This is a genomic window from Peribacillus sp. NPDC097224 (assembly GCF_044761985.1).
Classification (GTDB): Bacteria; Bacillota; Bacilli; order Bacillales; family DSM-1321; genus Peribacillus.
In genome coordinates this window covers 1-22,496 of sequence record NZ_JBIWDK010000018.1, presented here as the reverse complement: position 1 = coordinate 22,496, position 22,496 = coordinate 1, and the positions used below count along the sequence as shown (strand labels likewise).

Genomic DNA, 22,496 nt, shown 5'->3' with positions numbered 1-22,496 from the left:
ATTTCATTATGAAATCGGCTCTTTCTCTATTGAAGGCTTAAAACAAGGTACCAGCAATGATGCAGATATCATCATTGATTTCGGAATGCTTCATCCTGGAGAGTAATAATTCATGAAGAAGATCTGATGTATCTAAGTGGACATTATCTATAAACTCCTGTTCAATCTTATCGAATCTATGAATGGTATGGTTACTGGGAGACTCAGAAAGTCCATCGGTATATATAACGAAACGACTCCCAGCTTCATAGTGAATGGACCCTTTTTCTATAGGCATATCTGGTACAAGACCTATAGGCATCGAGCCATTACTTAAAATTTGCAATTCATTATTGCAAGGGGAATACATCATTGCAGGAGGATGCCCATTGTTAACATATTCAATAATTCGAGCGGCCGTATCCACAAAAGCAATGAAGGCCGTAAAGTATGGGGCATTCGTATTTTCCTTTTGATACTCCTGGAACAGATGGCCCATATGCTTGTTCAGTTCTTTCGTAATGAAGGTGGGGTCTTTTACACGCTTGATAAGCCCAGGCATTAAAGAGCGGATAGACATGCTGATGAGTGCGGCTTGAATTCCTTTTCCACAAACATCGATGATGATGAACCCGTATTTCCCGTCCTCGACCTCCTGCCAGTAAAATAAATCCCCCGACAGCTCACTTGATGGCTGGAAAAGCCCCTGGATTTCGATATCTTTCTTTTGTATGGATGTAGGAAGGACAAGCTGTTGAAAGTTTTGAGCTACACGCAAGTTTTGCTTAACTTTAAGTCCGATATTTACTAGTTCCTGTTCCTTCATCTTCGTTGAGTATAACTGCATGCTAATATTCTGAAGAGCTTTCAATTTCAGCTTAATCTCCACTGGGTCTGCAGGGAAGGCCATCGACTCATAAATCGTTTTTTTGGGTAAGGTCTGTGGATCCTTTAACTTTTTTGAACGCTTATAAATGAATAGTATGGGTATCTCATAAGACTCGGCTAAAGCAAATAAGGCGGTTTGTTGGGAGGAGTCTCTCGAAAGGTATAAAGGTAGGATGAATAAGGATTGCAATAAGTCCGTCTTATTTCGAAACAGATGTTGTTGTCCTACCGGGTCTTCTAAAAAAATGACTTTCTTGTCTAGTGTTTGTAATACAAGGCTAAAGTCTCTACATTCTGGGATATCCAACGTATATATATTCATATAACCCCCTGATATTTGTTAGGTTGTGCATATGCAGGACTATTATACTATACAAAGACACATTTCATGCTTTTTTTGCACGAGAATTCATAATATTGTTGATATTACTGCACGTTTATTGGGTTATAATGTAAAATATAGTAGGTATAAAGTCTTAGTTAAGGGGAAGGGGAAATACAGTTGAGTGGGTGTCCATTTACATCATTATTTAGTTTGAAAAATAAGGAATCATTGAAGAAACAAGAGAAGCAGCCTACAGTCCCCATTAAAATAGGATCTACTCCGACTCGTGCACCTATATTCTCGGAAATTGAAAAGGGAAAGAATGCTCTTCAGCTTATGTTTGTGAATTTGGAAGAACAGGATATTACGACACTTATGAGTCTAAAGCCTATTATGGAAAAGAACGTTGAAAAGATAGTGGACGCTTTTTATGCTCGCATTTCGGAAATTCCCAACCTAACCATGATCATTCAGGAACATTCCACTATTCATAGGTTAAAGCAGACATTAGAGAAATATATTCTGGATATGGTTTCGGGGGACGTCGGGGAGAAGTACGTGATACGACGTAAGGTTATTGGTAGTGTGCATAACCGGATAGGTCTTTTCCCAGAGTGGTATATCGGTGCCTTTACCATCATTCAGCATGAGGTCCTGCAGATGCTGACCCGTGAGTGTGATAGTTGGCAAGAAGCCCAGGATTATTATTACTCATTTCAAAAGCTTTGTTCATTCGATATGCAAATTGCGATCCAGACATATATAAAGTCTTATACATCCTCCATGATGAAGCTAAATGAGATTGAGGAGCTTCAATACCGTTTGAACGATTCTTCTTCCATATTGGCATCCAGTGCGAAACAAACCATGGCTTCGCTAGCCGAACGGGATACTCGGGTCCAAAGCATGCTCGAAGATATTGATGAAATTAATACTGGGTCAAAAGCGATGATCCATCATGTTGAAACAGGAAAAGGCAATGTCTCGAAGGCTTTGAAGAAAGTCGATGATGTCGTGGACTTAATCGAAAAAGTTAAGAACTTAACAGAGGAACTGAATGAGGACTCCTTACATATTGGGCAAGTGGTACAGACGATACGCACCCTATCTAATCAAACCAATATTCTATCGCTAAATGCAGGGATTGAAGCAGCTCGAGCAGGCCAACACGGAAAAGGTTTCTCTATAGTCGCACAAGAAGTTAGAAACCTTGCCCGCAAAACCGAGCTATCACTTGATTCCATTCAACAACAGGTGGCATCAGTCCAGAAGACGGTGATGAAATTTGATGAGAGTTTTCAAAGTATCGTGGATGAAGCGAGATTCTTTAGACATGTAAATAAAGAAATCATAGATATCCTGGATGATTCGGTAAGAAGCGTGAAAGAGAGCGACGGGAAAATCAGTCATTTGGGCGGAGAAATTGGAGAATTTAGATCAACGTTTGAGGAACTCACATCGGCTTCTTCCCAAATATCAGAGATGGCTGAGCAATTGAGTTCATTGAATATTGAACTATCGCAGAAGTTCAAGGGTTAATGGATACTAAATTAAAGAGGTGACCTATGATGAAAGGGTACCTGGAATTTGAAGGGAAAACGTATGCATCAACGTATGAAATGACACAAGTTCTTTTAGAACAGGCGAATGAAAAGATTATTCGAATTGACTTGGGGGAATTGCCAAACAGTCCCGAGGAAAGGCTTTCGATAAAGTTGTGGCTGTTGCAAATCGATCGATGCGTGGAAGAAAATACTTTAGAAACAAAAGCAATAATAGGTTCAGTCTGGAGCCAGTTTTACCGATTAGAACATCAGGAAGATTATATTCATCCATATCTTTCAAAAACTTTGGAGCAGATTCAAAATGCCAATAAAAAAAATCCAGGTTAGACAGTTGAATGTGAAAACGCTCGCCCAGACTGTAAATGAAATCATGCAGGAATTTGAAATGTTTAAGGTAAAGGATAGCTCTGAATTTTTGTTCTTTAATGTGAAATTAGTGATTTGGGAACTTTTATCGAACGTTATACAACATGAAGGTCAGGATAAAGCAGATCTAGAGATTGAGGAAGAAGCCTTCGAGCGAATCTCCATAAAAATTCATTCATTTGCTGGAGGGTTTAATTGGGAGAGCTATAGGAAGATGGAATGCCCCGATGTGAGTAATGAAGGGGGCAGGGGCTTATACTTGATCCAGCAATTATGTGAGTTTTCCTTTGATGAGGCAGGAAAAAGAGCTACAGCGGTATTTAATGTGAAAGAGGTGGTGGGCGCGCATGCTTCATGTCCATATTGATCAAAATACGTTTAATGTGCATATCTTAAGTGATATTCATTATGAGAACTCGTCCTATCTTGAAAGGCTATTGAATACCTTCCAGGTTCCGGATAATATAGATCGCCTTCAAATCGATTTATCACAAGTGAAATTTATTGATAGCACCGGCATTAGTTTCCTCGTTAAATGGTTATATCCATTATCCGCAAACTTGGAAATAGAAATGACGGGTGCAACGAAGCCTGTGAAAAAGATATTGTCCATTTGTAAAATCGAACAATTCGTTTTATTGGTCTAAATGGGAAGGAGTTCGGGTACCATATGGGTACCCGGATTTTTTTTATTTCGGAATCGGTTGGGCATCGTTCCTTATTTCACTTCTAGGAGAAAAACCCGATGAATGGGTATCAAGACTATTGTTTTTGGGGGAAATGGATATTTGACATGTCGGCTTCCCGCCGTATTCTTTATAAGTAACGATGGATACGAAAATATCCTTTATTGCAATAACAGTTTGAAAATGGTAATATGAAGTATGAGTTTAAATGTCTTATCATTGATGAATAATTAATTAGATTAATCAGGTTGAGGCAACATATTGTTTCTTCTTTCATGTTTTTCATGAGGTTTTTTGAGATTATTTTAGATTAAATAGGCCGCGCGTCTGGTCATATATAAAAGCTGCGTACCACAGTGGCTTTAGTAGCTAATAGGGAAATAAGCTGCATTTAGCGTCTTTCCACTTCTGCACATCCTCAACGCACCGGGCCTGTTTTGTATAAGAATCTTGGCGCTCGTCAAGTTTTATTCAGACAGACTTTTAAGTCTGTGGAATAATAGGTGCAGCAGCCCTCACCTGAAATAAAACGGTGAATAACCGTTTATGCTACTTTTAATTTTCCATTTTGAATTTAATTTTGGTTACATGCACTTTTAAAAAGATGGGCGTATGTTAAAAATAAGTCTACACGTGCGCAATGCATTAAATGCCAGTGAAACGCAAGTACTGGTATATTTCCTTTTTAAAAAATCATATTGAGTTCATTAGAGCTAAAAGGTAGATATTCTTTTAGGTGATAATGATAAACTTTTTCATAAGAATAAAGTAGAACATCTGTCATGATGATGAGGATTTGAACTAATCAATTCGTGCATTGAATGCACGTGTAAATTTACGATATAAAAAGGAGTACGAAAACATTGACATTGTTTAGCGAATTAGGTTTAGATAGAACGTCTATGAAATCAATAGAAAAAATGGGATTTGAAGAAGCGAGTCCGATTCAAGCCCAAACGATTCCTCTAGCACTTGAAGGTAAAGATATTATTGGTCAAGCGCAAACGGGAACAGGTAAAACAGCAGCATTCGGTATTCCATTGATGGAAAACATCGATATTGCCAACGAAAATGTGCAAGGGATTGTTATTGCACCTACTCGTGAGCTTGCCATTCAAGTTTCTGAAGAACTTTTCAAACTTGGTTACGGAAAGCGCGCTCGTGTATTAGCAGTGTACGGAGGACAAGACATCGACCGTCAAATCCGTGCCTTAAAGAAAAAACCACATATCATCGTTGGTACACCTGGTCGTCTGTTAGATCATATCAAACGTAAAAACATCAAATTAGGTGGAGTTCACACTGTAGTCCTTGATGAAGCGGATGAAATGCTTAACATGGGATTCATTGAGGATATCGAGTCTATCCTTTCAACGGTTCCTGATGAAAGACAAACATTGCTTTTCTCAGCTACAATGCCTGACCCAATCCGTAAAATTGCAGAACGTTTCATGCATGAACCAGTTCTTGTTCGTGTAAAAGCGAAAGAGATGACTGTTGACCGCATCGAACAATACTACTTGGAATTAAGAGAAAGTGAAAAATTCGATACATTAGCACGTCTTTTCGATATCCAAACACCAGAACTTGCCATCGTATTCGGACGTACAAAACGTCGCGTCGATGAATTGTCTTCTGCATTGAATATCCGTGGCTATAGTGCTGAAGGAATTCACGGTGACCTTAGCCAAGCGAAGCGTATTTCTGTATTGAAGAAATTCAAAGAAGGAAATCTTGATGTCCTTGTAGCTACGGACGTAGCCGCTCGTGGACTTGATATTTCCGGTGTAACGCATGTATACAACTTTGATATTCCTCAAGACCCAGAAAGTTACGTTCACCGTATCGGTCGTACAGGACGTGCCGGTAAACATGGTATTGCAATCACATTTGTAACACCAAGAGAAAGAGGGCAACTTCAAGCAGTTGAACATACAACTAGAAAACGTATGGAGAGAATGAAAACTCCTACTTCAACTGAAGCGTTGCAAGGGCAACAAAAAGCAGTAACGGAGAAAGTTCTTTCTGCAATCGAGAATGACGATTTATCGTTATACCTTGGTCAAGCTGAAGAGTTATTGAAACAACATAGTGCAGCTGATTTAGTTGCAGCTATGCTTAAGTCAATGACGAAAGAACCGGATCAAACTCCGATTAAATTAACTGAAGAATCTCCTTCAATGCGTCGTAACCGTGGTGGAAGCAGTTCGTCTAACAGACCGCGTAATGGACGTAGTTCTTCAGGCAGAAAAGATTACGGTAGCGGGGCAAACAAACGTCCTAGCTCGAACCGTAAATCTAATGGCTATGGCAACCGTAGCACAAGCCAAAAAAGAGAAAAATCTAGCAATTAATTGAAATGAATTTCGATAAATAAGTCGCTCATCTGAGCGGCTTATTTTTTATTCAATAAAGTGTTTAAGTGGATGTTTTTGTAATAAATAGAATTAAATGAATGAGGTAGTTGTAAGAAAAGTTTGAATTCTGTACAATGAGGTATATCAAATTGGATGCACACCAATGTGTGGAATAACAAGAGCATTCATTTTAAATCGGAAAAGGAGGGTACTATGGAACCTCAAAGCCTCATATCCGATAAGGCACTGACTGCTTGGAAATTCAGTGGGCTTATTGGCTGTTCAATCATTTGGGTTTTGAGCTTGGTCATTTTAGTGCTGACGATCATTCAAGGGTGGACTTATTGGATCTTTGGAGCGTTGCTTATCTTCTCTTTCGTTCAATGTTACCTGACCGTATTTTTGATTCCTTCTTTACGCTGGAAAAGATGGCGTTATGACGTGCGAAATACGGAGATTGATATCCAAAGTGGGATTTTTGTGATTAAAAGGACCCTCATCCCGATGATTCGGGTACAGCATGTTGAAACGAAGCAAGGCCCCTTATTAAGGAAGTATGATTTGGCATCCGTGGAAATATCCACAGCTGCAACGGTGCATATTATACCTGCTCTGGATTTAACGGAAGCGGATGAATTACGGCACTATATTTCCAGGATGGCCAGTGTGGAGGAAGAAGATGTTTGAACCGAAACGGCTTCACCCCATTGCTGTCCTTCTCAATATCATTAAATCGATAAAAGAGTTGGTTTTGCCATTCTTGATAGTGATCGTGTTACCAGGGCAAAATAATGATGTCCCGGGATGGGTCCAGCCATTAGTTATCGGCGTCGTCGTGCTCTTGCTCGTTATTCGTGCTTTCATACAATGGTTGCGCTTTACATATCGGTTAGAGTCCGGGGAGCTCAGGATAGAATCCGGCGTATTCATCAGGAAGAAGCGTTATATTAAGTTTGACCGGATACATAGTATCGATATTTCAGAGGGGATTATCCAACGCATATTCAGGCTTGTGAAAGTGAATATCGAAACGGCTGGTGGCACTCAGGCTGATGCCGTTTTGTCCGCCATTAGAAAAAGCGAAGCGAATCAGCTGAATACAATAATTATTGAGGAGAAAAAGAAAAAAACTTCTTCTGACATCCTTGAAGGGGAACGTACAGAAGAAGATTTACACGTCGTGGAAAAAGATAGGGCTTCCTCTACTTTTAAGCAAGCGTTGCCTCAACTTTTTGTTATGGCGGCAACGTCGGGGGCAATCGGTGTATTCTTATCCGGTGGAATCGCTTTTATATCACAGTTCGATGAAATCATTCCTTTTGAAAAAATCTTCAAGAATTATGAAGAGTATATCGGGCTCGGGTCAGTCATACTAACTGGTTTTGCCATTTTGGGCTTATTGGTCGTTTACGTGTTGGCCACTGTGAGTATGGTCATTAGATATGCCAACTTCACCGCTTTGAGGACAGGTGAGGAGCTTGTTATTACAAGGGGATTGTTGGAGAAAAAACAATTAACAATTCCCATCCGCAAGGTCCAGGGGATTCGGATCATGGAAAATCTCGTACGTAAGCCATTGGGATTGGCCACTGTGTATTTGGAGTATGCTGGGGGAAGTGCGGAAGATCGTGAAAGTCTTTCCATCATGCTCTTTCCGTTAATTAAAAAGAAACACTTGCCTGATAAAATCCAAGAATTTTTACCAGGCTATGAAACGGTAGTGGATATAAAGCCTTTGCCTAGACGTGCTTATTATCGTTATGTCATCCGCAAAGCAATCGTATTCATCCCGATTATCGCGGTCCTCATATGGTTCTTCAGAACATGGGGATTTTTCTCCTTATTACTGATTCCACTTGCCTTCCTTTGGTCCTATTTGCAGTTCATAGAGGCCGGGTGGAAGACCCAGGGGGACTTATTGATACTGAGCAGCCGTTTAATCTCCAAGCAGACTTTAATCATGCCAAGAAACAGGATTCAATCGCTTACATATAAAAAGGGATATTTCCAGAAGCGAAGCCATTTAGCGACGATATCAGCTTCCATAAAGTCAGGGATCAGCTCCCAAGTGGGTACAGTGGTTGATATAGAAGATAAGGATTGCCATCTAATTGAAAAGTGGTACCTGCACAATAAGTAGCCGACTCCGTATTTAGAGTCGGCTGTTCGGTTTACCATTTTTTTCTCCAGAAAAGGGGCGCTGTCAAAAAACCGGCAGCCAGTCCCGCTAAATGACCGACAATGTTTATTTGTGGCTGAATAAATGTCATAATTACTGCAATGCCTGTTAACGTATAAACCGTATTTCTTTCATTGGTGGAAAAGTTGCTTTTATGAAAGAGGACAAGATAGAGGTAGAAGCCTAGTATGCCAAAAATTGCGCCGCTTGCACCTACGTGTGTATATGTGAGTGGCAGTAACAAGTAAGTGGCGATATTGGCTAGGATACCGGTCATTAAAAAAAAGATGGCGAATTTAACAAAGCCAAGGTATTTTTCGAGGGCTGGACCGAAGATGGCAAGAGAAAACCCATTAAAAAGTAAATGTGTAAACGTCCCATGCAGAAAAATAGGTGTAATCAAACGCCACCATTGGCCCTCGGCAATGTACAGGTTCACGCCTGTACCATAATAAAAAAGAACATTACCAGGAAACAAAGGGAATAGGTTGAAAACAAACACGATCATCATCATGAACATGAGGCCGGTTACGGCGCGATAAGAAGACACGTATTCGCGAAAACTTTCTGTTCTTGTAAACATGGAATTCTCCTTAGTATTGGATTTCTATACATATAATATCATTTTTTAGGAGGTATCGTCCTCTGATAATATGCAAGAAAGTAACTTAGTAGAAGAGGTGTTGAAGTGATTAAAGGAATTGGTGTGGATATAACGGAGTTGGATAGGATTGAATTGCTGCTTAGTCGGCAGCCTCGCTTCAAGAATCGCATATTAACCGATACAGAAATTTTACTGTTTGATAAGTTGCAAGGCAGAAGGAAGATTGAGTATTTTGCTGGCCGTTTTGCTGCCAAGGAAGCCTTTTCAAAAGCTGTGGGGACTGGAATTGGGAAGCATCTATCTTTCTTGGATATAGAAATTGTTTCAGATGGAAATGGAAAGCCCATGATTATGAAGCCATTTTCTGTAGGTGTCCATCTTTCAATCAGTCATAGCCGTGACTATGCGATTGCACAAGTCGTAGTTGAAGGGGACTGATTGAGTTTGTCTTATCGGGTCATAAACCTCAAGGTTGTCTCATATACATTTAGTGCTATAGGGAGACAAGGCCCGGTAAAAGGTACATGGCAGAGTAGGTGCTCTCAAAAAGGTTTTGGCGGGACGGGAAAAGTCGTGTCTAAAATCTTGGGATGCAAGTCATCAGTCGAGCCAATGTCCGGATCCTGCCTTTTCCTCTCCCTTTTACGTTCAAATGACAAAAAGGGGTTGAAAAGATGAAGAAGATGGTAATGCTTTTTGCAGGGATCATGCTCTTGCTTGCTCTTTCTGCTTGCGGCCAAAAATCACAGGGTGATGTAGTGAGCGATTTAAATGAAAAGATTGGGGAAATGAAGGGGTATAAAGCAAACGCGAAAATGACGCTGAAGATGGGGACGGAGCCTCAAGTGTACACTGTGGAAATTTGGCATAAAAATCCTGCGTTTTACCGAGTGAATCTAAAAAATGAAGAGAAGGACCAGAGCCAAATGATTTTGAAAAACGATGATGGTGTGTATGTACTGACGCCCGCTTTGAACAAAAGCTTCAAGTTTCAAAGTGAATGGCCGGAAAACAGTAGCCAGGCCTATTTGTATGAATCATTGGTGAAAGATATCACGGAAGATAAAAGCGCAACATATAAAGAAACGGATAAGCATTATGTTTTCGAGACCAAAACACGCTACCAAAACAATAAGATGCTTCCTTTTCAAGAAATCACACTCAATAAAAAGGACCTATCCCCGGTAAGCGTTAAGGTCATGGATCCGGATAAAACAGCATTAGTCCTGGTGGAATTCTCTAAAGTGAAATTTGATACGACATTCGACAAGGATGCATTCGATATGAAAAAGAACATGACAAGTGCCCAACTTGAAGCTCCTGTCATGGCAGAAGTGAAGGATGAAGGATTTTCCGTTAAATATCCATCCAATCTTGATGATATGAATCTAACAGAAGAAAAGAAAATCGCAGCTGATGGGGGAGATCGTGTCATCCTGACCTATGAAGGGTCAACTAGTTTTACATTAGTGCAAGAAAAAGCAAAAGTAGTCCAAACCTCTGTTTCTACCAATGTCAATGGAGAGCCTGTCGACTTAGGTTTTACAGTGGGGGCGATGACGGGAAATACAGTAGCCTGGACCTTTGACGGTGTGGATTACATGTTAGCTTCGAAGGACTTAACACAGGAAAAGATGATAGAAATAGCCCGTTCTGTTGGTGGAGATTCTGTTAAGTAAGGCGAAGAATTCAATCAAGCTAGGCTTTCCCACAATTACATTGGGCTGGGAGGGCCTTGGCTTGCCATTGAATAGAAGAATATATCTTTACTGAAGTAATCGGGCGTTTAGTCGGTATATAAAATTTGGGTAAAAAAAGCACTTTATCTTTCTATCCGTTAGTAATAGAATGGGCTATAATAAAAAACAAACTTCTATAATGAGAAGAAATCGTTATTGGTGATGTCAGAAAGAAGGAACGGGTTTTGGAAACACAAGGGTTTCATCGTGATACTTGGGCAGAAGTGAACTTAGATAGTGTGTATGAAAATATTTCAACCATGAAGAACAGACTACCGTCCAGTGTTAGTCTGTTTGCTGTGGTCAAAGCAAATGCATATGGTCATGGAGATTACGAAGTGGCTCAAACTGCATTGCAAGCAGGTGCTGACTTTTTATGTGTCGCGTTTCTTGATGAGGCACTAGCATTAAGAGAAAAGGGAATAATCGCTCCCATTTTAGTTCTAGGGGCTTCGAGACCCGAAAGTGCTGGGATAGCTGCCGGACATGGCATATCGTTGACAGTTTTTGATCGTGATTGGTTAATAAAGGCAAGTCATATACTCAAGGCAGGGCAGGTTCTGGACGTTCATGTGAAAGTGGATAGTGGGATGGGCAGGATTGGTGTCCGTACGACAGAACAGCTAAAGGAATTGGAAAGTTCAATTCAACAGGAAGAATGCTTCAACTTTCAAGGGGTATTCACTCATTTTGCAACGGCAGATGAACTCGATACGGATTATTATGAAAAGCAACTTGAATTATTCAAAAAAATGCTATCGGTATTGAATAGGAAACCTCCTTACATTCATGCTGCTAATAGTGCAGCGTCCTTAAGGTTCCCTGAAGCCGATTTCAATGCAATCAGAATGGGAATCTCCATGTATGGGTTAAGCCCCTCCCAAGAAATGCTTGGTCTTTTACCATTTCCGTTGAAACAGGCGATCTCTTTAAAAACCAAGATCGTCGCCGTTAAGCAACTCGCTAAGGGCGATAGTGTCAGCTACGGAGCTACGTATACGGCTAGTGAGGATGAATGGATTGCTACTTTGCCGATCGGGTATGCCGATGGTTGGATCCGTAAGCTTCAAGGGCAGGAAGTTATTGTAGAAGGACAAAGGGTCCCCATCGTAGGCAGGATTTGCATGGATCAGTGTATGATCAAATTACCTCGTCCTTTCCCGGTGGGAACGGAAGTGACCCTAATTGGCGAGAATGGAAATGAGTCGATATCGGTGGATGAAATAGCGGCCAAGCTTGAAACGATCAATTATGAGGTAACATGCATGTTAGGAGCGAGAGTTCCACGGTTATATCTGAAAAACGGCATGTTTAGCCACGTACGCAATATACTATTAGGATAGACGGGATTGTAAGAAAATCCAAAGTTTGTGAATAAGAAATCCATTATTATGCTGATAATAGAATGGAGAAATGGAATATACTCTTTGCAGATAGGAATTTTAATGGTAATATTGAAAAGGATATATAATAAAGGTGTGTAGTGATGGTGGAGGTGTATGTTTGTGTCTGAATCCAGCGCAACAAGAGAGATATTAATTCGATTACCTCAAAATTTTTTAACTGAACTAGATGGGTATGCGAGTGAAGAAAATGTTAATCGCAGTGAATTTATTTATCGTGCCACAAAAATGTATCTTCGCGAACGTAAAAAGAAAGAATTTCGCGAATCAATGAAACGCGGTTATATCGAAATGGCGGCCATTAATTTGACGATTGCTTCTGAAGCTTTTCAAGCTGAGTTCGAGGCTGGGCATTGCGTTGAACGTTTAGTTAGCGGAGGCTGAGCCATTGATTGTTGTAAAGCGTGGTGACGTGTACTTCGCAGACCTTTCTCCGGTAGTAGGGTCAGAGCAAGGTGGAACCCGTCCGGTACTCATTCTACAAAATGATATTGGTAATCGCTTTAGTCCGACTGTGATAGTGGCAGCCATTACAGCTCAAATTCAAAAAGCGAAATTGCCTACACATGTTGAGATTAATGCGAAAAAGTACGGATTCGAACGTGATTCTGTCATTTTACTGGAACAGATCCGTACAATTGATAAGCAGCGTTTAACTGATAAAATAACACATCTTGACGATCCTATGATGCAAAAAGTCAATGAAGCTCTGCAAATTAGCTTAGGTCTGATTGAGTTTTAAAGAAAAAGTTTCCCGTCATTACGGGCGTTATTATAATTCGAATTCTATAAGGTAAAACTGGCGATTCCTTTTCTAAAGGAATCGTTTTTTTGCATACAAACTTTTGAGTGTATCGGTCAGTTTATCAAAAAATGATGGTGAAGCTATCGATTAAAGTTACTAAATAACCATTAAGCAGGAAATGGGAGGATTTTGACGAATAACAATTAGATAAGGGGTGTAAAGTGCTTGCAACGGCATTCCATTCCATTGATGTTTCTTGATGTGAATCTTGGGTAAAATGATGTGTTAGGACGATAAGGATCGATATATAGGATTGAAATAAAACTAAAATTGGAAAAGATTACAGTTCAGTAACATTGATGTGACGCAGAGGGTAAAACATAGTAATTGTGGTAAAATGGAGGGGTATTATGAATCAATTGGTTTACAATTTTATTAAACAAAACCAAGACTACATCCTAACTGAATGGATGAACATCATGAAGGAAAATACAGATGTGAGATTGATAAAAGTTGTCTCCGATAAGATGTTCACACAAACGAGTAGTGAATTTATAGATATGATAATCGCCCATGTCGATAGTAAGGACAGGGAGTTCACGTTGAAACTTTCAGATTTTGCCGAGAAAGTGGTCCAACTAGGGTGGCCCCTTACTTTCGTCAATGAAGGATTTCAAAAATTCTTGATTATCGTCATGCAAGGTATGGCTGATAAAGGTATTGTATCTCCAGATAATCAAATGGAGCTGGTTAATTATTTAAATAAATGGTCGACTCCGATAAGTAATGAAATCGTCAATATATATTCGCAAACCTGGGAAAGGACCGTCTCGTTGCAGAGAATGGCCTTACAGGAACTTTCGGCACCTTTAATTCCCGTATTGGAGGGCATCACGGTTATGCCTTTGGTCGGTACAATTGATACGGAACGTGCAAAGCAAATCATGGAAAATCTTTTGACGGGAGTGGTCAAGCACAGATCCGAAGTCGTTCTTATCGATATTACGGGTGTGCCGGTAGTCGATACCATGGTAGCCCATCATATTATTCAAGCAGGAGAAGCGGTTCGATTGGTGGGGGCAAGGTGCATATTATGCGGGATCCGGCCGGAAATTGCCCAAACGATCGTAAATCTAGGAATTAACTTGAATGAGGTAATTACAAAAAACACCTTGAAGAAGGGAATAGAGGTTGCGTTGGAATTAACGAGCCGAAAAATTGTAGAGGTGGAGAGAGACATATGAGGATTCCAATTTTAAAGCTTTATGACTGTTTGCTAGTCTCTATCCAATGGGAATTGGATGATATGACTGCCCTTCAGTTTCAAGAAGATTTATTGGATAAGATCCATGAAACCAGTGCCAATGGTGTGGTGATTGATATTACTTCCATTGATTTTATAGATTCCTTTATCGCAAAGGTATTGGGAGATGTTTTCAGTATGTCAAAGCTTATGGGGGCCAAGGTTGTCATTACAGGAATCCAGCCGGCAGTTGCTATCACCTTAATAGAATTGGGAATTAGTCTCGAAGATGTCCTAACAGCTTTAGATCTAGAGAAGGGCCTGGAAAAATTACAACAGGAATTGGGGGATTAGTGTATGGGGGTCCAATCCTGCGTAAAAATTATTAATGAGTGGGACATAGTAGCTGCAAGGCAGCTTGGAAGGAACTTCGCTAAAGAACTGGGCTTTGGCACGGTAGACCAGGCTAGAATCACAACCGCCATAAGCGAATTGGCACGGAATATATACTTATATGCAGGACAAGGAAATGTGAGTCTGGAAAAATTGCTTGTAAACGGCAAGTCGGGCTTGAAAATCATTGCAGAAGATAACGGACCAGGTATACAGGATATCCGTAGAGTAATGGAGGACGGTTTTACGACCTCAGGGGGGTTGGGGGCAGGCCTGCCTGGAGCAAAACGCTTAATGGATGATTTCGATATTGAGTCGATACCGGGTGAGGGGACTAAGATTTCCGCCATCAAGTGGCTCCGTTAGGAGGGAATATGGATATAAGAGAAAAAATGGATAAAAAGTACCAGGAGGCGCTTTCTACCTATTTAAAAGATCAAAATGAACAAGCTCTCTATCAGGGTCAAAAAATCAGCAGATTAAATATTAAATATAATATATCTCCTGAAGAGATCATCAGTATGCATAAAAATAATCTAATGGCATTGTATCCGGATCTGCCAACCAAAGTGGTGGATTCATTCGATTTTCTATTAGAAGTCATGATGGGGTATGGCATTGCTTATCGTGAACATCAGAGTCTAAGGCACCAACAGCAGGAGCTGAAATCTGAAATAGAGATTGCGGCAAAGGTGCAACACACCCTTTTGGAAACGAAGATACCCGAAATCAAGAACTTGGATGTTGGCGTGATAAGTGTACCAGCCCGACAGATGAATGGGGATTACTATCACTTTGTTGAAGATGAACTTGGGTGTATTGGAATAGGCATTGCGGATGTAATCGGGAAAGGCATTCCTGCGGCCCTATGCATGTCGATGATCAAATACGCGATGGATAGCTTGCCGGAACACCGCCATGAACCGAAAAGTGTACTGGAAAGTTTAAATCGCGTCGTTGAACATAATGTGGATCCGAGCATGTTCATTACGATGTTTTATGGCTTATATAACCCTCATGATAAGCGGTTCACTTTTGCATCGGCCGGGCATGAGCCAGGGTTTTATTATGATGCGTCTGCCGGAACCTTCAGTGACTTGGATGCAAAAGGTTTACTGCTGGGCGTGGATAAAAAAACGAAATATAAACAATATGAAAAATTCGTAAAACCGGGTGACATGATTATCCTTTTATCCGATGGGGTAACGGAATGCCGTACGAGTGATGGTTTCATAGAGCGTGAAACCCTTATAGAATTGATTAAGAAGAACATGCACTTACAGCCGCAGGAAATAGTGAATAATCTTTATAAACAGTTGGAGAAAATGCAGAATTTTCAACTGCGGGACGATTTTACATTAATAATTTTCAAAGCGAATGTTTAGCTTTGAAAATCAAGGGTATATATAAATAAGAATTGATGAGGATGTAAAGAGGTGGGTCAAGGATGAATATAGCAGTAGATGTTAATGAGTTAAACACGGAATATACAGTTAAGCTTCAAGGCGAAATTGATGCCTATACAGCACCAAAGCTTAGAGAATCATTATTTCCACTATCAGAGCAAGAGAATGTTTCAATTATTATTGATTTAAAGGAAGTATCCTATATGGATAGCACGGGATTGGGCGTATTCGTTGGTGCTTTTAAAAACGTAAGAGCACATAATGGCGAATTCACTTTAATAGGACTATCGGAAAGGTTACGACGTTTATTTGATATTACAGGTCTTGCAGATATTATTGATATTAAAAGTGGTACAGAGGGTGGGTTAGAATGAGTCAAGTATATGATTACATCGAAATGAAAATACCTGCAAAACCGGAATTCATCGGTGTCATTCGTTTAACACTTTCTGGGATAGGTAGCCGAATGGGATTTGCGTACGACGAAATTGAAGATTTGAAAATTGCTACAAGTGAAGCCTGTACGAATGCGGTTCAGCATGCGTATAAAGATAAAGAAAATGGCGAAGTGAAAGTAAGTTTTGGGCTCTATCCTGATCGTTTGGAAGTAATGGTTTCTGATAGTGGTGAAAGCTGTAATTTCGAAGAGGTACGTCAAGGGCTTGGACCATATGAACATGGAGAAAAAGTCGAATTCTTAAGAGAAGGAGGCTTGGGCCTTTACCTCATTGAAACCTTGATGGATGATGTGAAAATTCACCAGCATGAAGGGGTTACGGTTTTTATGACTAAGTTTTTAGAAGGAGAGCAGGTGGAGATGGATGCAAAAACAGTCTCAACCTAATCAAGCGCAAAGAGAAAAGGTAAATGAATGGATCAGAGCCTATCAGTTGAATCAGGATGATGAAGCACAAAGTAACTTAGTCATTCATTACAAGGGTTTAGTGGAGACGATTTCCAGGAAATACGCAAAGGGGAAATCGTTTCAAGAAGATATCTCTCAGGTCGGAATGATTGGTTTATTAGGTGCCATTCGCCGATATGACGAATCTTTCGGTAAAAGTTTCGAAGCGTTTGCGGTTCCTACGATAATCGGCGAAATTAAAAGATTCTTGCGGGATAAAACATGGAGTGTCCATGTTCCGAGAAGAATTAAAGAACTTGGACCGAAAATTAGAGTGACCGTTGAGGAATTAACGACCACGCTGCATCGTTCGCCAAGAATTGATGAGATAGCGGACCATATTGGGGTAGCCGAAGAAGAAGTCTTGGAAGCAATGGAGATGGGAAAAAGTTATCAAGCTTTATCCGTTGACCATTCCATCGAGGCAGATTCTGATGGCGGTACGGTTACGTTACTCGATATATTTGGAAACGTTGACGAAGGTTTCGAGCGTGTCAACCAACGATTAGTACTTGAAAAGGTTCTCCATGTATTGAGTGATCGCGAAAAGTTGATCATTCAATACACATATTTAGAGAACTTAAGCCAAAAAGAAGCGGGCGACAAGCTTGGGATATCCCAAATGCATGTTTCAAGACTTCAACGTCGTGCAATTAAAAAGCTTCAGGAGGCAATTAATGCTGAAAATTCGGAGTTAATTCCGTGATTAAAGAGATTTTGCGAGAAGAAAATATAGAAGTCCTTGTCTCTCAAACCTCTAAAAACAATATGGTTTTTTGTGGTGATGATTACTTCTTTCTTCATGAGGAAGATTACTTTATTTGTGTTTTGGCTGATGGTCTCGGTAGTGGGGAACATGCATATGAATCTTCCCACGCGGTTATAGAGCAAGTCAAAATGCATCATCATTTAGATGTAGAGTCACTTATGGATGTATGTAATCAGGTATTGATTGCTAAACGGGGGGCGGCCGTCGCCATCATGAAGATTTATTATGAAGAGAAGGAGTTTGTCTACAGTTCAGTAGGGAACATCCGCTTTTTCCTATATAATCCGTTGGATGACAAGTTGGTATATCCTCTCCCTGTTACCGGGTATTTGTCAGGTAGAAAGCAAAAGTACAGGACACAGAGATTTAAATATGAACAGAACGCAAAATTTATTTTTCATTCAGATGGACTGGAACTCAAAGGAGCTAAATCGTTTCTAAAGAGGAAGGTTCCTATCGAAAAAAACGCTCGTTGTATTTTAGAAAGCTGTCCACAAACAGCGGATGATACAACTCTTATTTTAGGAAGCTTACTTTCGCCATAAACGGAAGTGGGCTTTTTTGTATGTGAATTCGCACAATGATCGTTCATTTGCTAGACTATACATAGAAGAACAAAAAGGGTGGAGGTTTTATGAATTGGTAATGGTAGAAGATTCTTTGAACGTATTGATTAAGCAAATATCCAATGAGCTAACCTTAAAGAACAATCAAGTACAGAATGTCATACAGATGCTCCAGGATGGTAATACCGTGCCTTTTATAGCTCGTTATCGTAAAGAAATGACGGGTTCACTAGATGAGGTACAGATCCGTTCTATTATGGAGAGATGGAATTACCTAGAGAACCTTGGTCAGAGAAAAGTCGAAGTCATCCGATCCATCAGTGAACAGGGTAAGATGACAGACGAATTGGCTTTACAGATCGATAAGGCAGGAAAGCTACAGGAAGTCGAAGATCTTTATAGACCTTATAAACAAAAGAGAAGGACTAAAGCTACGGTTGCTAAGGAAAAAGGTCTGGAACCTCTGGCATTATGGTTACTTGAATGTAAGGTTTATGCTTCGGTCCGTGATAAAGCAGAGGGATTTTTATCAGAAGAAAAACAAGTCTCTTCTATAGAAGAAGCAATAGCAGGTGCTCAGGATATTATTGCTGAATTACTTTCTGATGATGCCGAATTAAGAAAATGGATCAGGGATGAGATTTTTAAGGCAGGCAAGTTGACCTCGACCGTGAAAAATGCTGAAAAGGATGAGAAAGCGATTTTTGAGATGTACTATGAATATGAGGAGCCCATTCATAAAATCGTTCCGCATCGGGTTTTAGCCCTTAATAGAGGTGAAAAGGAAGACATTTTACGAATATCAATACAGCCGCGAACGGATATCATCATCAGTTATTTAGAACGGAAAGTGATTAAAAATAATCAGTCCGAAGTTGCTGAATTGCTTAAAGCCGCCATAGAAGACGGCTTCAAACGATTGATTTTACCTTCTATAGAGAGGGAAATCCGAAAAGAACTAACCGAAAAAGCGGAAGACCAAGCCATTCATATCTTTTCGGAAAACCTCCGGAATTTGCTTTTACAACCTCCGCTTAAAGGGAAAGTGGTGCTAGCTCTCGATCCGGCGTATCGAACGGGCTGTAAATTGGCTGTTATTGATGAGACAGGAAAGGTGATGGACATTAGTGTAATCTATCCACATCCTCCTGTAGGTAAGAAAGAAGCAGCCCGCACGAAAACGATAGAAATTCTTCAGCGCTTCAATGTAGAGATTGTTGCCATTGGAAACGGGACCGCATCTAGGGAGTCTGAGCAGTTCATTGCTGATATTCTAAAGGAAATGAAAGGGAACATCTCCTATATCATTGTCAATGAAGCGGGAGCGAGCGTGTATTCAGCTTCAGATATTGCCCGTGAGGAGTTTCCGGACCTTCAAGTCGAGCAAAGAAGTGCTGTGTCGATTGGTAGGAGGTTACAAGATCCACTTGCTGAACTTGTCAAAATAGATCCTAAATCTGTAGGAGTAGGGCAGTACCAACATGATGTTTCCCAAAAAAAATTATCTGAATCTCTTACCTTCGTGGTTGAAACTGCCGTTAACCAAGTAGGGGTGAACGTCAATACTGCTTCTCCATCCCTATTACAATATGTAGCGGGGTTATCAAAATCTGTTGCACAAAATATCGTCAAAAAGAGAGAAGAAGAAGGAAAGTTCTCAAGTAGGAAGGAATTAAAAAAGATTCCTCGACTAGGCGCAAAAACATATGAGCAATGCATAGGCTTCTTACGCATTCTAAATGGCAAGGAACCGCTCGATCAAACAGCCATCCACCCGGAGAACTATGGAGCTGTGAATAAAATGCTAAAGAAAATCGGTTTCACTTCTGATGACCTTGGTAGTGATGAGTTGAATAAACAATTAGTCAGCTTAAATCCGAAAGAATTGGCTGATGAGTTGGATATCGGGGAAATAACGATTAAAGACATCATCGATGATTTGGTCAAACCGGGAAGAGATCCGAGAGACGAGCTTTCAAAACCCCTGCTTAAAAAGGATGTTTTGAAAATGGAAGATTTAAAGACCGGCATGGAACTACAAGGTACGGTGAGAAATGTTGTAGACTTCGGTGCTTTTGTGGACATTGGCGTCAAACAAGATGGACTCGTGCATATTTCCAAACTTAGTAACCGTTTTATAAAGAATCCGATGGACGTTGTGGCTGTCGGAGACGTAGTAACTGTTTGGGTGGAACAAGTTGATGCTCAAAAACAGAGAGTGTCGCTGACCATGTTACAACCTAAGGACCAAAATTAATGAATGAAAAGACTCCTTCTTTTTTAGAAGGGTTTTTTTTATAGGAGAGCGAACACTACGTAAGTAGAATCATGATCATAAATGTAGCGTTTCTTTTTTTTGATAAAAAAACCAGCATTGATTCAACATTTTCACTTGATAATAATCCTTATCATAGAAAGCTCTTCTAATTTGGTTTTGAAACCATTTCGGCATAACGCTAACCTCCCAAAGATTCCTGTTGTTTTATTAGTCTATGTTATAATAGGTTGTCTTGTTACCATGGAAGGAGTGTGGGAGATGGATAATCAACAATTGCAAAAATTGGTTGAGGAAATTTCGATGAATCACTTTCAAAGGAAGTTTAAGCATCAAGCTAGTTTTAACCCACGACTTCGCACAACAGGTGGAAGGTACTTGCTTGGTACTCATAATATAGAAATAAACAAGAAATATTTCGAGGAACGTGGTTTGGAAGAATTGATTGGGATCATAAAACATGAATTATGTCACTATCATCTCCATCTTGAGAAGAAAGGGTACCAGCACCGGGATGCAGACTTTAAGCATTTACTGAAAAAAACGGGAGCCCCAAGATTCTGTTCGCCTTTGCCTTCGAATCAAGTTAAGAGGAAAAGGAATACAATTCAATATATATGTGCACAATGTCAGCAGGTATATTTAAGAAAAAAAAGAATTGATACTTCGAGATTTGTCTGTGGAAAGTGCCGAGGAACGCTGATTTACCAAGGGATTAAAGAAAAAGAAATAAAAAAATAAAAAAAAGAAAAAGATGTCTTGACTTTAACTCTGAACCTCTTTATAATCATAAGAGTCGACAAGATAACAACTTGTTCTTCACGACAACCACTAAGGTCCTTGAGCATAAAAAGGGAACCAACTTTCACTATTCCGCAGTAGCTCAGTGGTAGAGCATTCGGCTGTTAACCGAACGGTCGTAGGTTCGAGTCCTACCTGCGGAGCCATTTTTTTGGGGAAGTACTCAAGAGGCTGAAGAGGCGCCCCTGCTAAGGGTGTAGGTCGCGCGAGCGGCGCGAGGGTTCAAATCCCTCCTTCTCCGCCAGAAACATTTTAATTAAGGCCCATTGGTCAAGCGGTTAAGACACCGCCCTTTCACGGCGGTAACACGGGTTCGAATCCCGTATGGGTCACTTTTTTTCGTAACATTATTTGTTGGTCCCGTGGTGTAGCGGTTAACATGCCTGCCTGTCACGCAGGAGATCGCGGGTTCGATTCCCGTCGGGACCGCCATTATTTTTTTAAAAATAAACTCTTGCTAAAATGATGTTATAGTGATATAATATTAACCTAGCTGTTAATGAGTTTGATTGATGGGCTATAGCCAAGCGGTAAGGCAACGGATTTTGATTCCGTCATGCGAAGGTTCGATCCCTTCTAGCCCAGCCATTTTCATTTAGAGCCATTAGCTCAGTTGGTAGAGCATCTGACTTTTAATCAGAGGGTCGAAGGTTCGAATCCTTCATGGCTCACCATTTTCATTTTATTACGCGGGTGTGGCGGAATTGGCAGACGCACCAGACTTAGGATCTGGCGCCGCAAGGCGTGGGGGTTCAAGTCCCTTCACCCGCATAACTTTCTACTTGACAACAAGTTGAAAAGGTGTTAAACTTACGAAGTCGCTTTCGCGGTCGTGGCGGAATGGCAGACGCGCTAGGTTGAGGGCCTAGTGGGGGAAACCCCGTGGAGGTTCGACTCCTCTCGGCCGCACCAATAACATCATAGAAATTAGCGCCCGTAGCTCAATTGGATAGAGCATCTGACTACGAATCAGAAGGTTGTAGGTTCGACTCCCGCCGGGCGCACCATATTTTACGGGAAGTAGCTCAGCTTGGTAGAGCACTTGGTTTGGGACCAAGGGGTCGCAGGTTCGAATCCTGTCTTCCCGACCATTATTTCTCGGAATCATTCATAATTATATAATGCGGGTGTAGTTTAGTGGTAAAACCTCAGCCTTCCAAGCTGATGATGAGAGTTCGATTCTCTTCACCCGCTCCATTATTACCATTATTGCTCTTTGAAAACTGAACAAAACAAAGCGCCAACGTAAATTTTGAGTGAGCACACACTATAAAAAAAGCAAAATGAGCAAGTCAAACATTTC

At 40.5% G+C, this 22,496-nt stretch carries 25 protein-coding genes and 11 tRNA genes; 33 read left to right on the top strand and 3 right to left on the bottom strand.

Annotated features, from left to right (window positions below; translation table 11 throughout):
- Positions 1-37: 37 nt before the first annotated feature.
- Positions 38-1,189, bottom strand: a complete 1,152-nt coding sequence (locus ACIQXR_RS20245) for a PP2C family protein-serine/threonine phosphatase (RefSeq protein ID WP_402959817.1) — start codon at positions 1,187-1,189, stop codon at positions 38-40.
- 180 nt (positions 1,190-1,369) lie between these two features.
- Here ACIQXR_RS20245 and ACIQXR_RS20240 point away from each other — a divergent pair, with 180 nt between their 5' ends.
- The 7 genes from ACIQXR_RS20240 to ACIQXR_RS20210 all read left to right on the top strand — a co-directional run bounded on the left by ACIQXR_RS20240 (position 1,370) and on the right by ACIQXR_RS20210 (position 8,306).
- Positions 1,370-2,731 (top strand): protoglobin domain-containing protein, encoded by a 1,362-nt coding sequence (locus ACIQXR_RS20240; protein ID WP_402959815.1) that lies wholly within the window; start codon positions 1,370-1,372, stop codon positions 2,729-2,731.
- A gap of 26 nt (positions 2,732-2,757) precedes the next feature.
- Positions 2,758-3,084 (top strand): hypothetical protein, encoded by a 327-nt coding sequence (locus ACIQXR_RS20235; RefSeq protein WP_402959813.1) that lies wholly within the window; start codon positions 2,758-2,760, stop codon positions 3,082-3,084.
- Positions 3,059-3,490 carry an ATP-binding protein gene (locus ACIQXR_RS20230; protein WP_402959811.1) on the top strand — a complete coding sequence of 144 codons (432 nt, stop codon included), beginning with the start codon at positions 3,059-3,061 and terminating at the stop codon, positions 3,488-3,490. Before ACIQXR_RS20235 ends, ACIQXR_RS20230 begins: the two co-directional genes overlap by 26 nt.
- On the top strand, positions 3,471-3,770 hold the full coding sequence (locus tag ACIQXR_RS20225) for an STAS domain-containing protein (RefSeq protein WP_402959809.1): 300 nt from the start codon (positions 3,471-3,473) through the stop codon (positions 3,768-3,770). Before ACIQXR_RS20230 ends, ACIQXR_RS20225 begins: the two co-directional genes overlap by 20 nt.
- 902 nt (positions 3,771-4,672) lie before the next feature.
- Positions 4,673-6,163 carry a degradosome RNA helicase CshA gene (gene cshA, locus ACIQXR_RS20220; protein WP_402875995.1) on the top strand — a complete coding sequence of 497 codons (1,491 nt, stop codon included), beginning with the start codon at positions 4,673-4,675 and terminating at the stop codon, positions 6,161-6,163.
- 216 nt (positions 6,164-6,379) lie between these two features.
- Positions 6,380-6,853: a PH domain-containing protein gene (locus ACIQXR_RS20215; protein ID WP_402959807.1), complete on the top strand. Its 474-nt coding sequence runs from the start codon at positions 6,380-6,382 to the stop codon at positions 6,851-6,853.
- Positions 6,846-8,306 carry a PH domain-containing protein gene (locus ACIQXR_RS20210; protein ID WP_403080591.1) on the top strand — a complete coding sequence of 487 codons (1,461 nt, stop codon included), beginning with the start codon at positions 6,846-6,848 and terminating at the stop codon, positions 8,304-8,306. The genes ACIQXR_RS20215 and ACIQXR_RS20210 overlap by 8 nt, the downstream gene beginning before the upstream one ends.
- A gap of 31 nt (positions 8,307-8,337) precedes the next feature.
- On the opposite strand, the gene ACIQXR_RS20205 is transcribed toward ACIQXR_RS20210, so the two are convergent.
- Positions 8,338-8,928, bottom strand: coding sequence for a rhomboid family intramembrane serine protease (locus tag ACIQXR_RS20205; protein WP_402875990.1), 591 nt, complete (start codon positions 8,926-8,928; stop codon positions 8,338-8,340).
- Positions 8,929-9,033: 105 nt separating this feature from the next.
- Here ACIQXR_RS20205 and acpS point away from each other — a divergent pair, with 105 nt between their 5' ends.
- From acpS to ACIQXR_RS20135, 14 genes are all read left to right on the top strand, one after another.
- Complete coding sequence (gene acpS / locus ACIQXR_RS20200) at positions 9,034-9,387, top strand: holo-ACP synthase (RefSeq protein ID WP_402875988.1); 354 nt, start codon at positions 9,034-9,036, stop codon at positions 9,385-9,387.
- 236 nt (positions 9,388-9,623) lie between these two features.
- Positions 9,624-10,628 carry a LolA family protein gene (locus ACIQXR_RS20195; RefSeq protein ID WP_402959803.1) on the top strand — a complete coding sequence of 335 codons (1,005 nt, stop codon included), beginning with the start codon at positions 9,624-9,626 and terminating at the stop codon, positions 10,626-10,628.
- A 245-nt stretch (positions 10,629-10,873) separates the two neighbouring features.
- Positions 10,874-12,031, top strand: a complete 1,158-nt coding sequence (gene alr, locus ACIQXR_RS20190) for an alanine racemase (protein ID WP_402959801.1) — start codon at positions 10,874-10,876, stop codon at positions 12,029-12,031.
- A gap of 162 nt (positions 12,032-12,193) precedes the next feature.
- A complete protein-coding gene (locus ACIQXR_RS20185) occupies positions 12,194-12,475 on the top strand; it encodes a CopG family ribbon-helix-helix protein (RefSeq protein ID WP_034306380.1) in 282 nt (93 codons plus the stop codon).
- A 7-nt stretch (positions 12,476-12,482) separates the two neighbouring features.
- The gene (locus ACIQXR_RS20180; protein WP_402876030.1) at positions 12,483-12,833 is read left to right on the top strand and encodes a type II toxin-antitoxin system PemK/MazF family toxin; all 351 of its coding nucleotides are present in this window, start codon (positions 12,483-12,485) and stop codon (positions 12,831-12,833) included.
- 413 nt (positions 12,834-13,246) lie between these two features.
- The gene (locus ACIQXR_RS20175; protein WP_402959799.1) at positions 13,247-14,080 is read left to right on the top strand and encodes an STAS domain-containing protein; all 834 of its coding nucleotides are present in this window, start codon (positions 13,247-13,249) and stop codon (positions 14,078-14,080) included.
- Entirely contained in the window at positions 14,077-14,433 is a 357-nt protein-coding gene (locus ACIQXR_RS20170) for an STAS domain-containing protein (RefSeq protein ID WP_402875980.1), read from the top strand. Before ACIQXR_RS20175 ends, ACIQXR_RS20170 begins: the two co-directional genes overlap by 4 nt.
- A 3-nt stretch (positions 14,434-14,436) precedes the next feature.
- The gene (locus ACIQXR_RS20165) at positions 14,437-14,838 is read left to right on the top strand and encodes an anti-sigma regulatory factor (protein WP_402875978.1); all 402 of its coding nucleotides are present in this window, start codon (positions 14,437-14,439) and stop codon (positions 14,836-14,838) included.
- 8 nt (positions 14,839-14,846) lie between these two features.
- Positions 14,847-15,857, top strand: coding sequence for a PP2C family protein-serine/threonine phosphatase (locus ACIQXR_RS20160; protein ID WP_403080589.1), 1,011 nt, complete (start codon positions 14,847-14,849; stop codon positions 15,855-15,857).
- A 62-nt stretch (positions 15,858-15,919) separates the two neighbouring features.
- Positions 15,920-16,252, top strand: a complete 333-nt coding sequence (locus tag ACIQXR_RS20155; protein WP_402875975.1) for an anti-sigma factor antagonist — start codon at positions 15,920-15,922, stop codon at positions 16,250-16,252.
- A complete protein-coding gene (gene rsbW / locus ACIQXR_RS20150) occupies positions 16,249-16,722 on the top strand; it encodes an anti-sigma B factor RsbW (RefSeq protein WP_402875973.1) in 474 nt (157 codons plus the stop codon). The genes ACIQXR_RS20155 and rsbW overlap by 4 nt, the downstream gene beginning before the upstream one ends.
- Positions 16,700-17,488 (top strand): RNA polymerase sigma factor SigB, encoded by a 789-nt coding sequence (gene sigB, locus ACIQXR_RS20145; protein WP_402875971.1) that lies wholly within the window; start codon positions 16,700-16,702, stop codon positions 17,486-17,488. The genes rsbW and sigB overlap by 23 nt, the downstream gene beginning before the upstream one ends.
- 62 nt (positions 17,489-17,550) lie before the next feature.
- Positions 17,551-18,096, top strand: a complete 546-nt coding sequence (locus ACIQXR_RS20140; RefSeq protein WP_402876029.1) for a PP2C family serine/threonine-protein phosphatase — start codon at positions 17,551-17,553, stop codon at positions 18,094-18,096.
- A gap of 100 nt (positions 18,097-18,196) precedes the next feature.
- The gene (locus ACIQXR_RS20135) at positions 18,197-20,374 is read left to right on the top strand and encodes a Tex family protein (RefSeq protein WP_402876028.1); all 2,178 of its coding nucleotides are present in this window, start codon (positions 18,197-18,199) and stop codon (positions 20,372-20,374) included.
- Positions 20,375-20,449: 75 nt separating this feature from the next.
- On the opposite strand, the gene cmpA is transcribed toward ACIQXR_RS20135, so the two are convergent.
- A complete protein-coding gene (gene cmpA, locus ACIQXR_RS20130) occupies positions 20,450-20,569 on the bottom strand; it encodes a cortex morphogenetic protein CmpA (RefSeq protein ID WP_402875969.1) in 120 nt (39 codons plus the stop codon).
- Between the two features lie 84 nt (positions 20,570-20,653).
- On the opposite strand from cmpA, the gene ACIQXR_RS20125 reads away from it, so the two are divergent.
- From ACIQXR_RS20125 to ACIQXR_RS20070, 12 genes are all read left to right on the top strand, one after another.
- Positions 20,654-21,133 (top strand): SprT family protein, encoded by a 480-nt coding sequence (locus ACIQXR_RS20125; RefSeq protein WP_402875966.1) that lies wholly within the window; start codon positions 20,654-20,656, stop codon positions 21,131-21,133.
- Between the two features lie 131 nt (positions 21,134-21,264).
- Positions 21,265-21,339, top strand: a tRNA-Asn gene (locus ACIQXR_RS20120).
- Between the two features lie 7 nt (positions 21,340-21,346).
- Positions 21,347-21,437 (top strand) — tRNA-Ser (locus ACIQXR_RS20115).
- A gap of 16 nt (positions 21,438-21,453) precedes the next feature.
- Positions 21,454-21,525: transfer RNA gene (locus ACIQXR_RS20110), tRNA-Glu, on the top strand.
- A 24-nt stretch (positions 21,526-21,549) separates the two neighbouring features.
- Positions 21,550-21,625, top strand: a tRNA-Asp gene (locus tag ACIQXR_RS20105).
- A gap of 81 nt (positions 21,626-21,706) precedes the next feature.
- Positions 21,707-21,781, top strand: a tRNA-Gln gene (locus tag ACIQXR_RS20100).
- A 10-nt stretch (positions 21,782-21,791) separates the two neighbouring features.
- Positions 21,792-21,867, top strand: a tRNA-Lys gene (locus ACIQXR_RS20095).
- A 15-nt stretch (positions 21,868-21,882) separates the two neighbouring features.
- A tRNA-Leu gene (locus ACIQXR_RS20090) sits at positions 21,883-21,964 on the top strand.
- A 55-nt stretch (positions 21,965-22,019) separates the two neighbouring features.
- A tRNA-Leu gene (locus tag ACIQXR_RS20085) sits at positions 22,020-22,105 on the top strand.
- Between the two features lie 18 nt (positions 22,106-22,123).
- Positions 22,124-22,200, top strand: a tRNA-Arg gene (locus tag ACIQXR_RS20080).
- A gap of 7 nt (positions 22,201-22,207) precedes the next feature.
- Positions 22,208-22,284 (top strand) — tRNA-Pro (locus ACIQXR_RS20075).
- Positions 22,285-22,316: 32 nt separating this feature from the next.
- Positions 22,317-22,390, top strand: a tRNA-Gly gene (locus ACIQXR_RS20070).
- The last annotated feature ends 106 nt before the right edge of the window (positions 22,391-22,496 follow it).

Bases quoted from the DNA above. Each gene is read 5' to 3' on its own strand.
- ACIQXR_RS20210 (WP_403080591.1), top strand. From the start codon at position 6,846: ATGTTTGAACCGAAACGGCTTCACCCCATTGCTGTCCTTCTCAATATC.
- ACIQXR_RS20230 (WP_402959811.1), top strand. From the start codon at position 3,059: ATGCCAATAAAAAAAATCCAGGTTAGACAGTTGAATGTGAAAACGCTC.
- ACIQXR_RS20165 (WP_402875978.1), top strand. From the start codon at position 14,437: ATGGGGGTCCAATCCTGCGTAAAAATTATTAATGAGTGGGACATAGTA.
- ACIQXR_RS20170 (WP_402875980.1), top strand. From the start codon at position 14,077: ATGAGGATTCCAATTTTAAAGCTTTATGACTGTTTGCTAGTCTCTATC.
- ACIQXR_RS20245 (WP_402959817.1), bottom strand. From the start codon at position 1,189: ATGAATATATATACGTTGGATATCCCAGAATGTAGAGACTTTAGCCTT.
- ACIQXR_RS20160 (WP_403080589.1), top strand. From the start codon at position 14,847: ATGGATATAAGAGAAAAAATGGATAAAAAGTACCAGGAGGCGCTTTCT.
- ACIQXR_RS20225 (WP_402959809.1), top strand. From the start codon at position 3,471: ATGCTTCATGTCCATATTGATCAAAATACGTTTAATGTGCATATCTTA.
- ACIQXR_RS20135 (WP_402876028.1), top strand. From the start codon at position 18,197: ATGGTAGAAGATTCTTTGAACGTATTGATTAAGCAAATATCCAATGAG.
- ACIQXR_RS20140 (WP_402876029.1), top strand. From the start codon at position 17,551: ATGGTTTTTTGTGGTGATGATTACTTCTTTCTTCATGAGGAAGATTAC.
- ACIQXR_RS20155 (WP_402875975.1), top strand. From the start codon at position 15,920: ATGAATATAGCAGTAGATGTTAATGAGTTAAACACGGAATATACAGTT.
- cmpA (WP_402875969.1), bottom strand. From the start codon at position 20,569: ATGCCGAAATGGTTTCAAAACCAAATTAGAAGAGCTTTCTATGATAAG.
- ACIQXR_RS20125 (WP_402875966.1), top strand. From the start codon at position 20,654: ATGGATAATCAACAATTGCAAAAATTGGTTGAGGAAATTTCGATGAAT.
- ACIQXR_RS20175 (WP_402959799.1), top strand. From the start codon at position 13,247: ATGAATCAATTGGTTTACAATTTTATTAAACAAAACCAAGACTACATC.
- ACIQXR_RS20215 (WP_402959807.1), top strand. From the start codon at position 6,380: ATGGAACCTCAAAGCCTCATATCCGATAAGGCACTGACTGCTTGGAAA.
- sigB (WP_402875971.1), top strand. From the start codon at position 16,700: ATGCAAAAACAGTCTCAACCTAATCAAGCGCAAAGAGAAAAGGTAAAT.
- ACIQXR_RS20195 (WP_402959803.1), top strand. From the start codon at position 9,624: ATGAAGAAGATGGTAATGCTTTTTGCAGGGATCATGCTCTTGCTTGCT.
- rsbW (WP_402875973.1), top strand. From the start codon at position 16,249: ATGAGTCAAGTATATGATTACATCGAAATGAAAATACCTGCAAAACCG.
- ACIQXR_RS20205 (WP_402875990.1), bottom strand. From the start codon at position 8,928: ATGTTTACAAGAACAGAAAGTTTTCGCGAATACGTGTCTTCTTATCGC.
- ACIQXR_RS20235 (WP_402959813.1), top strand. From the start codon at position 2,758: ATGATGAAAGGGTACCTGGAATTTGAAGGGAAAACGTATGCATCAACG.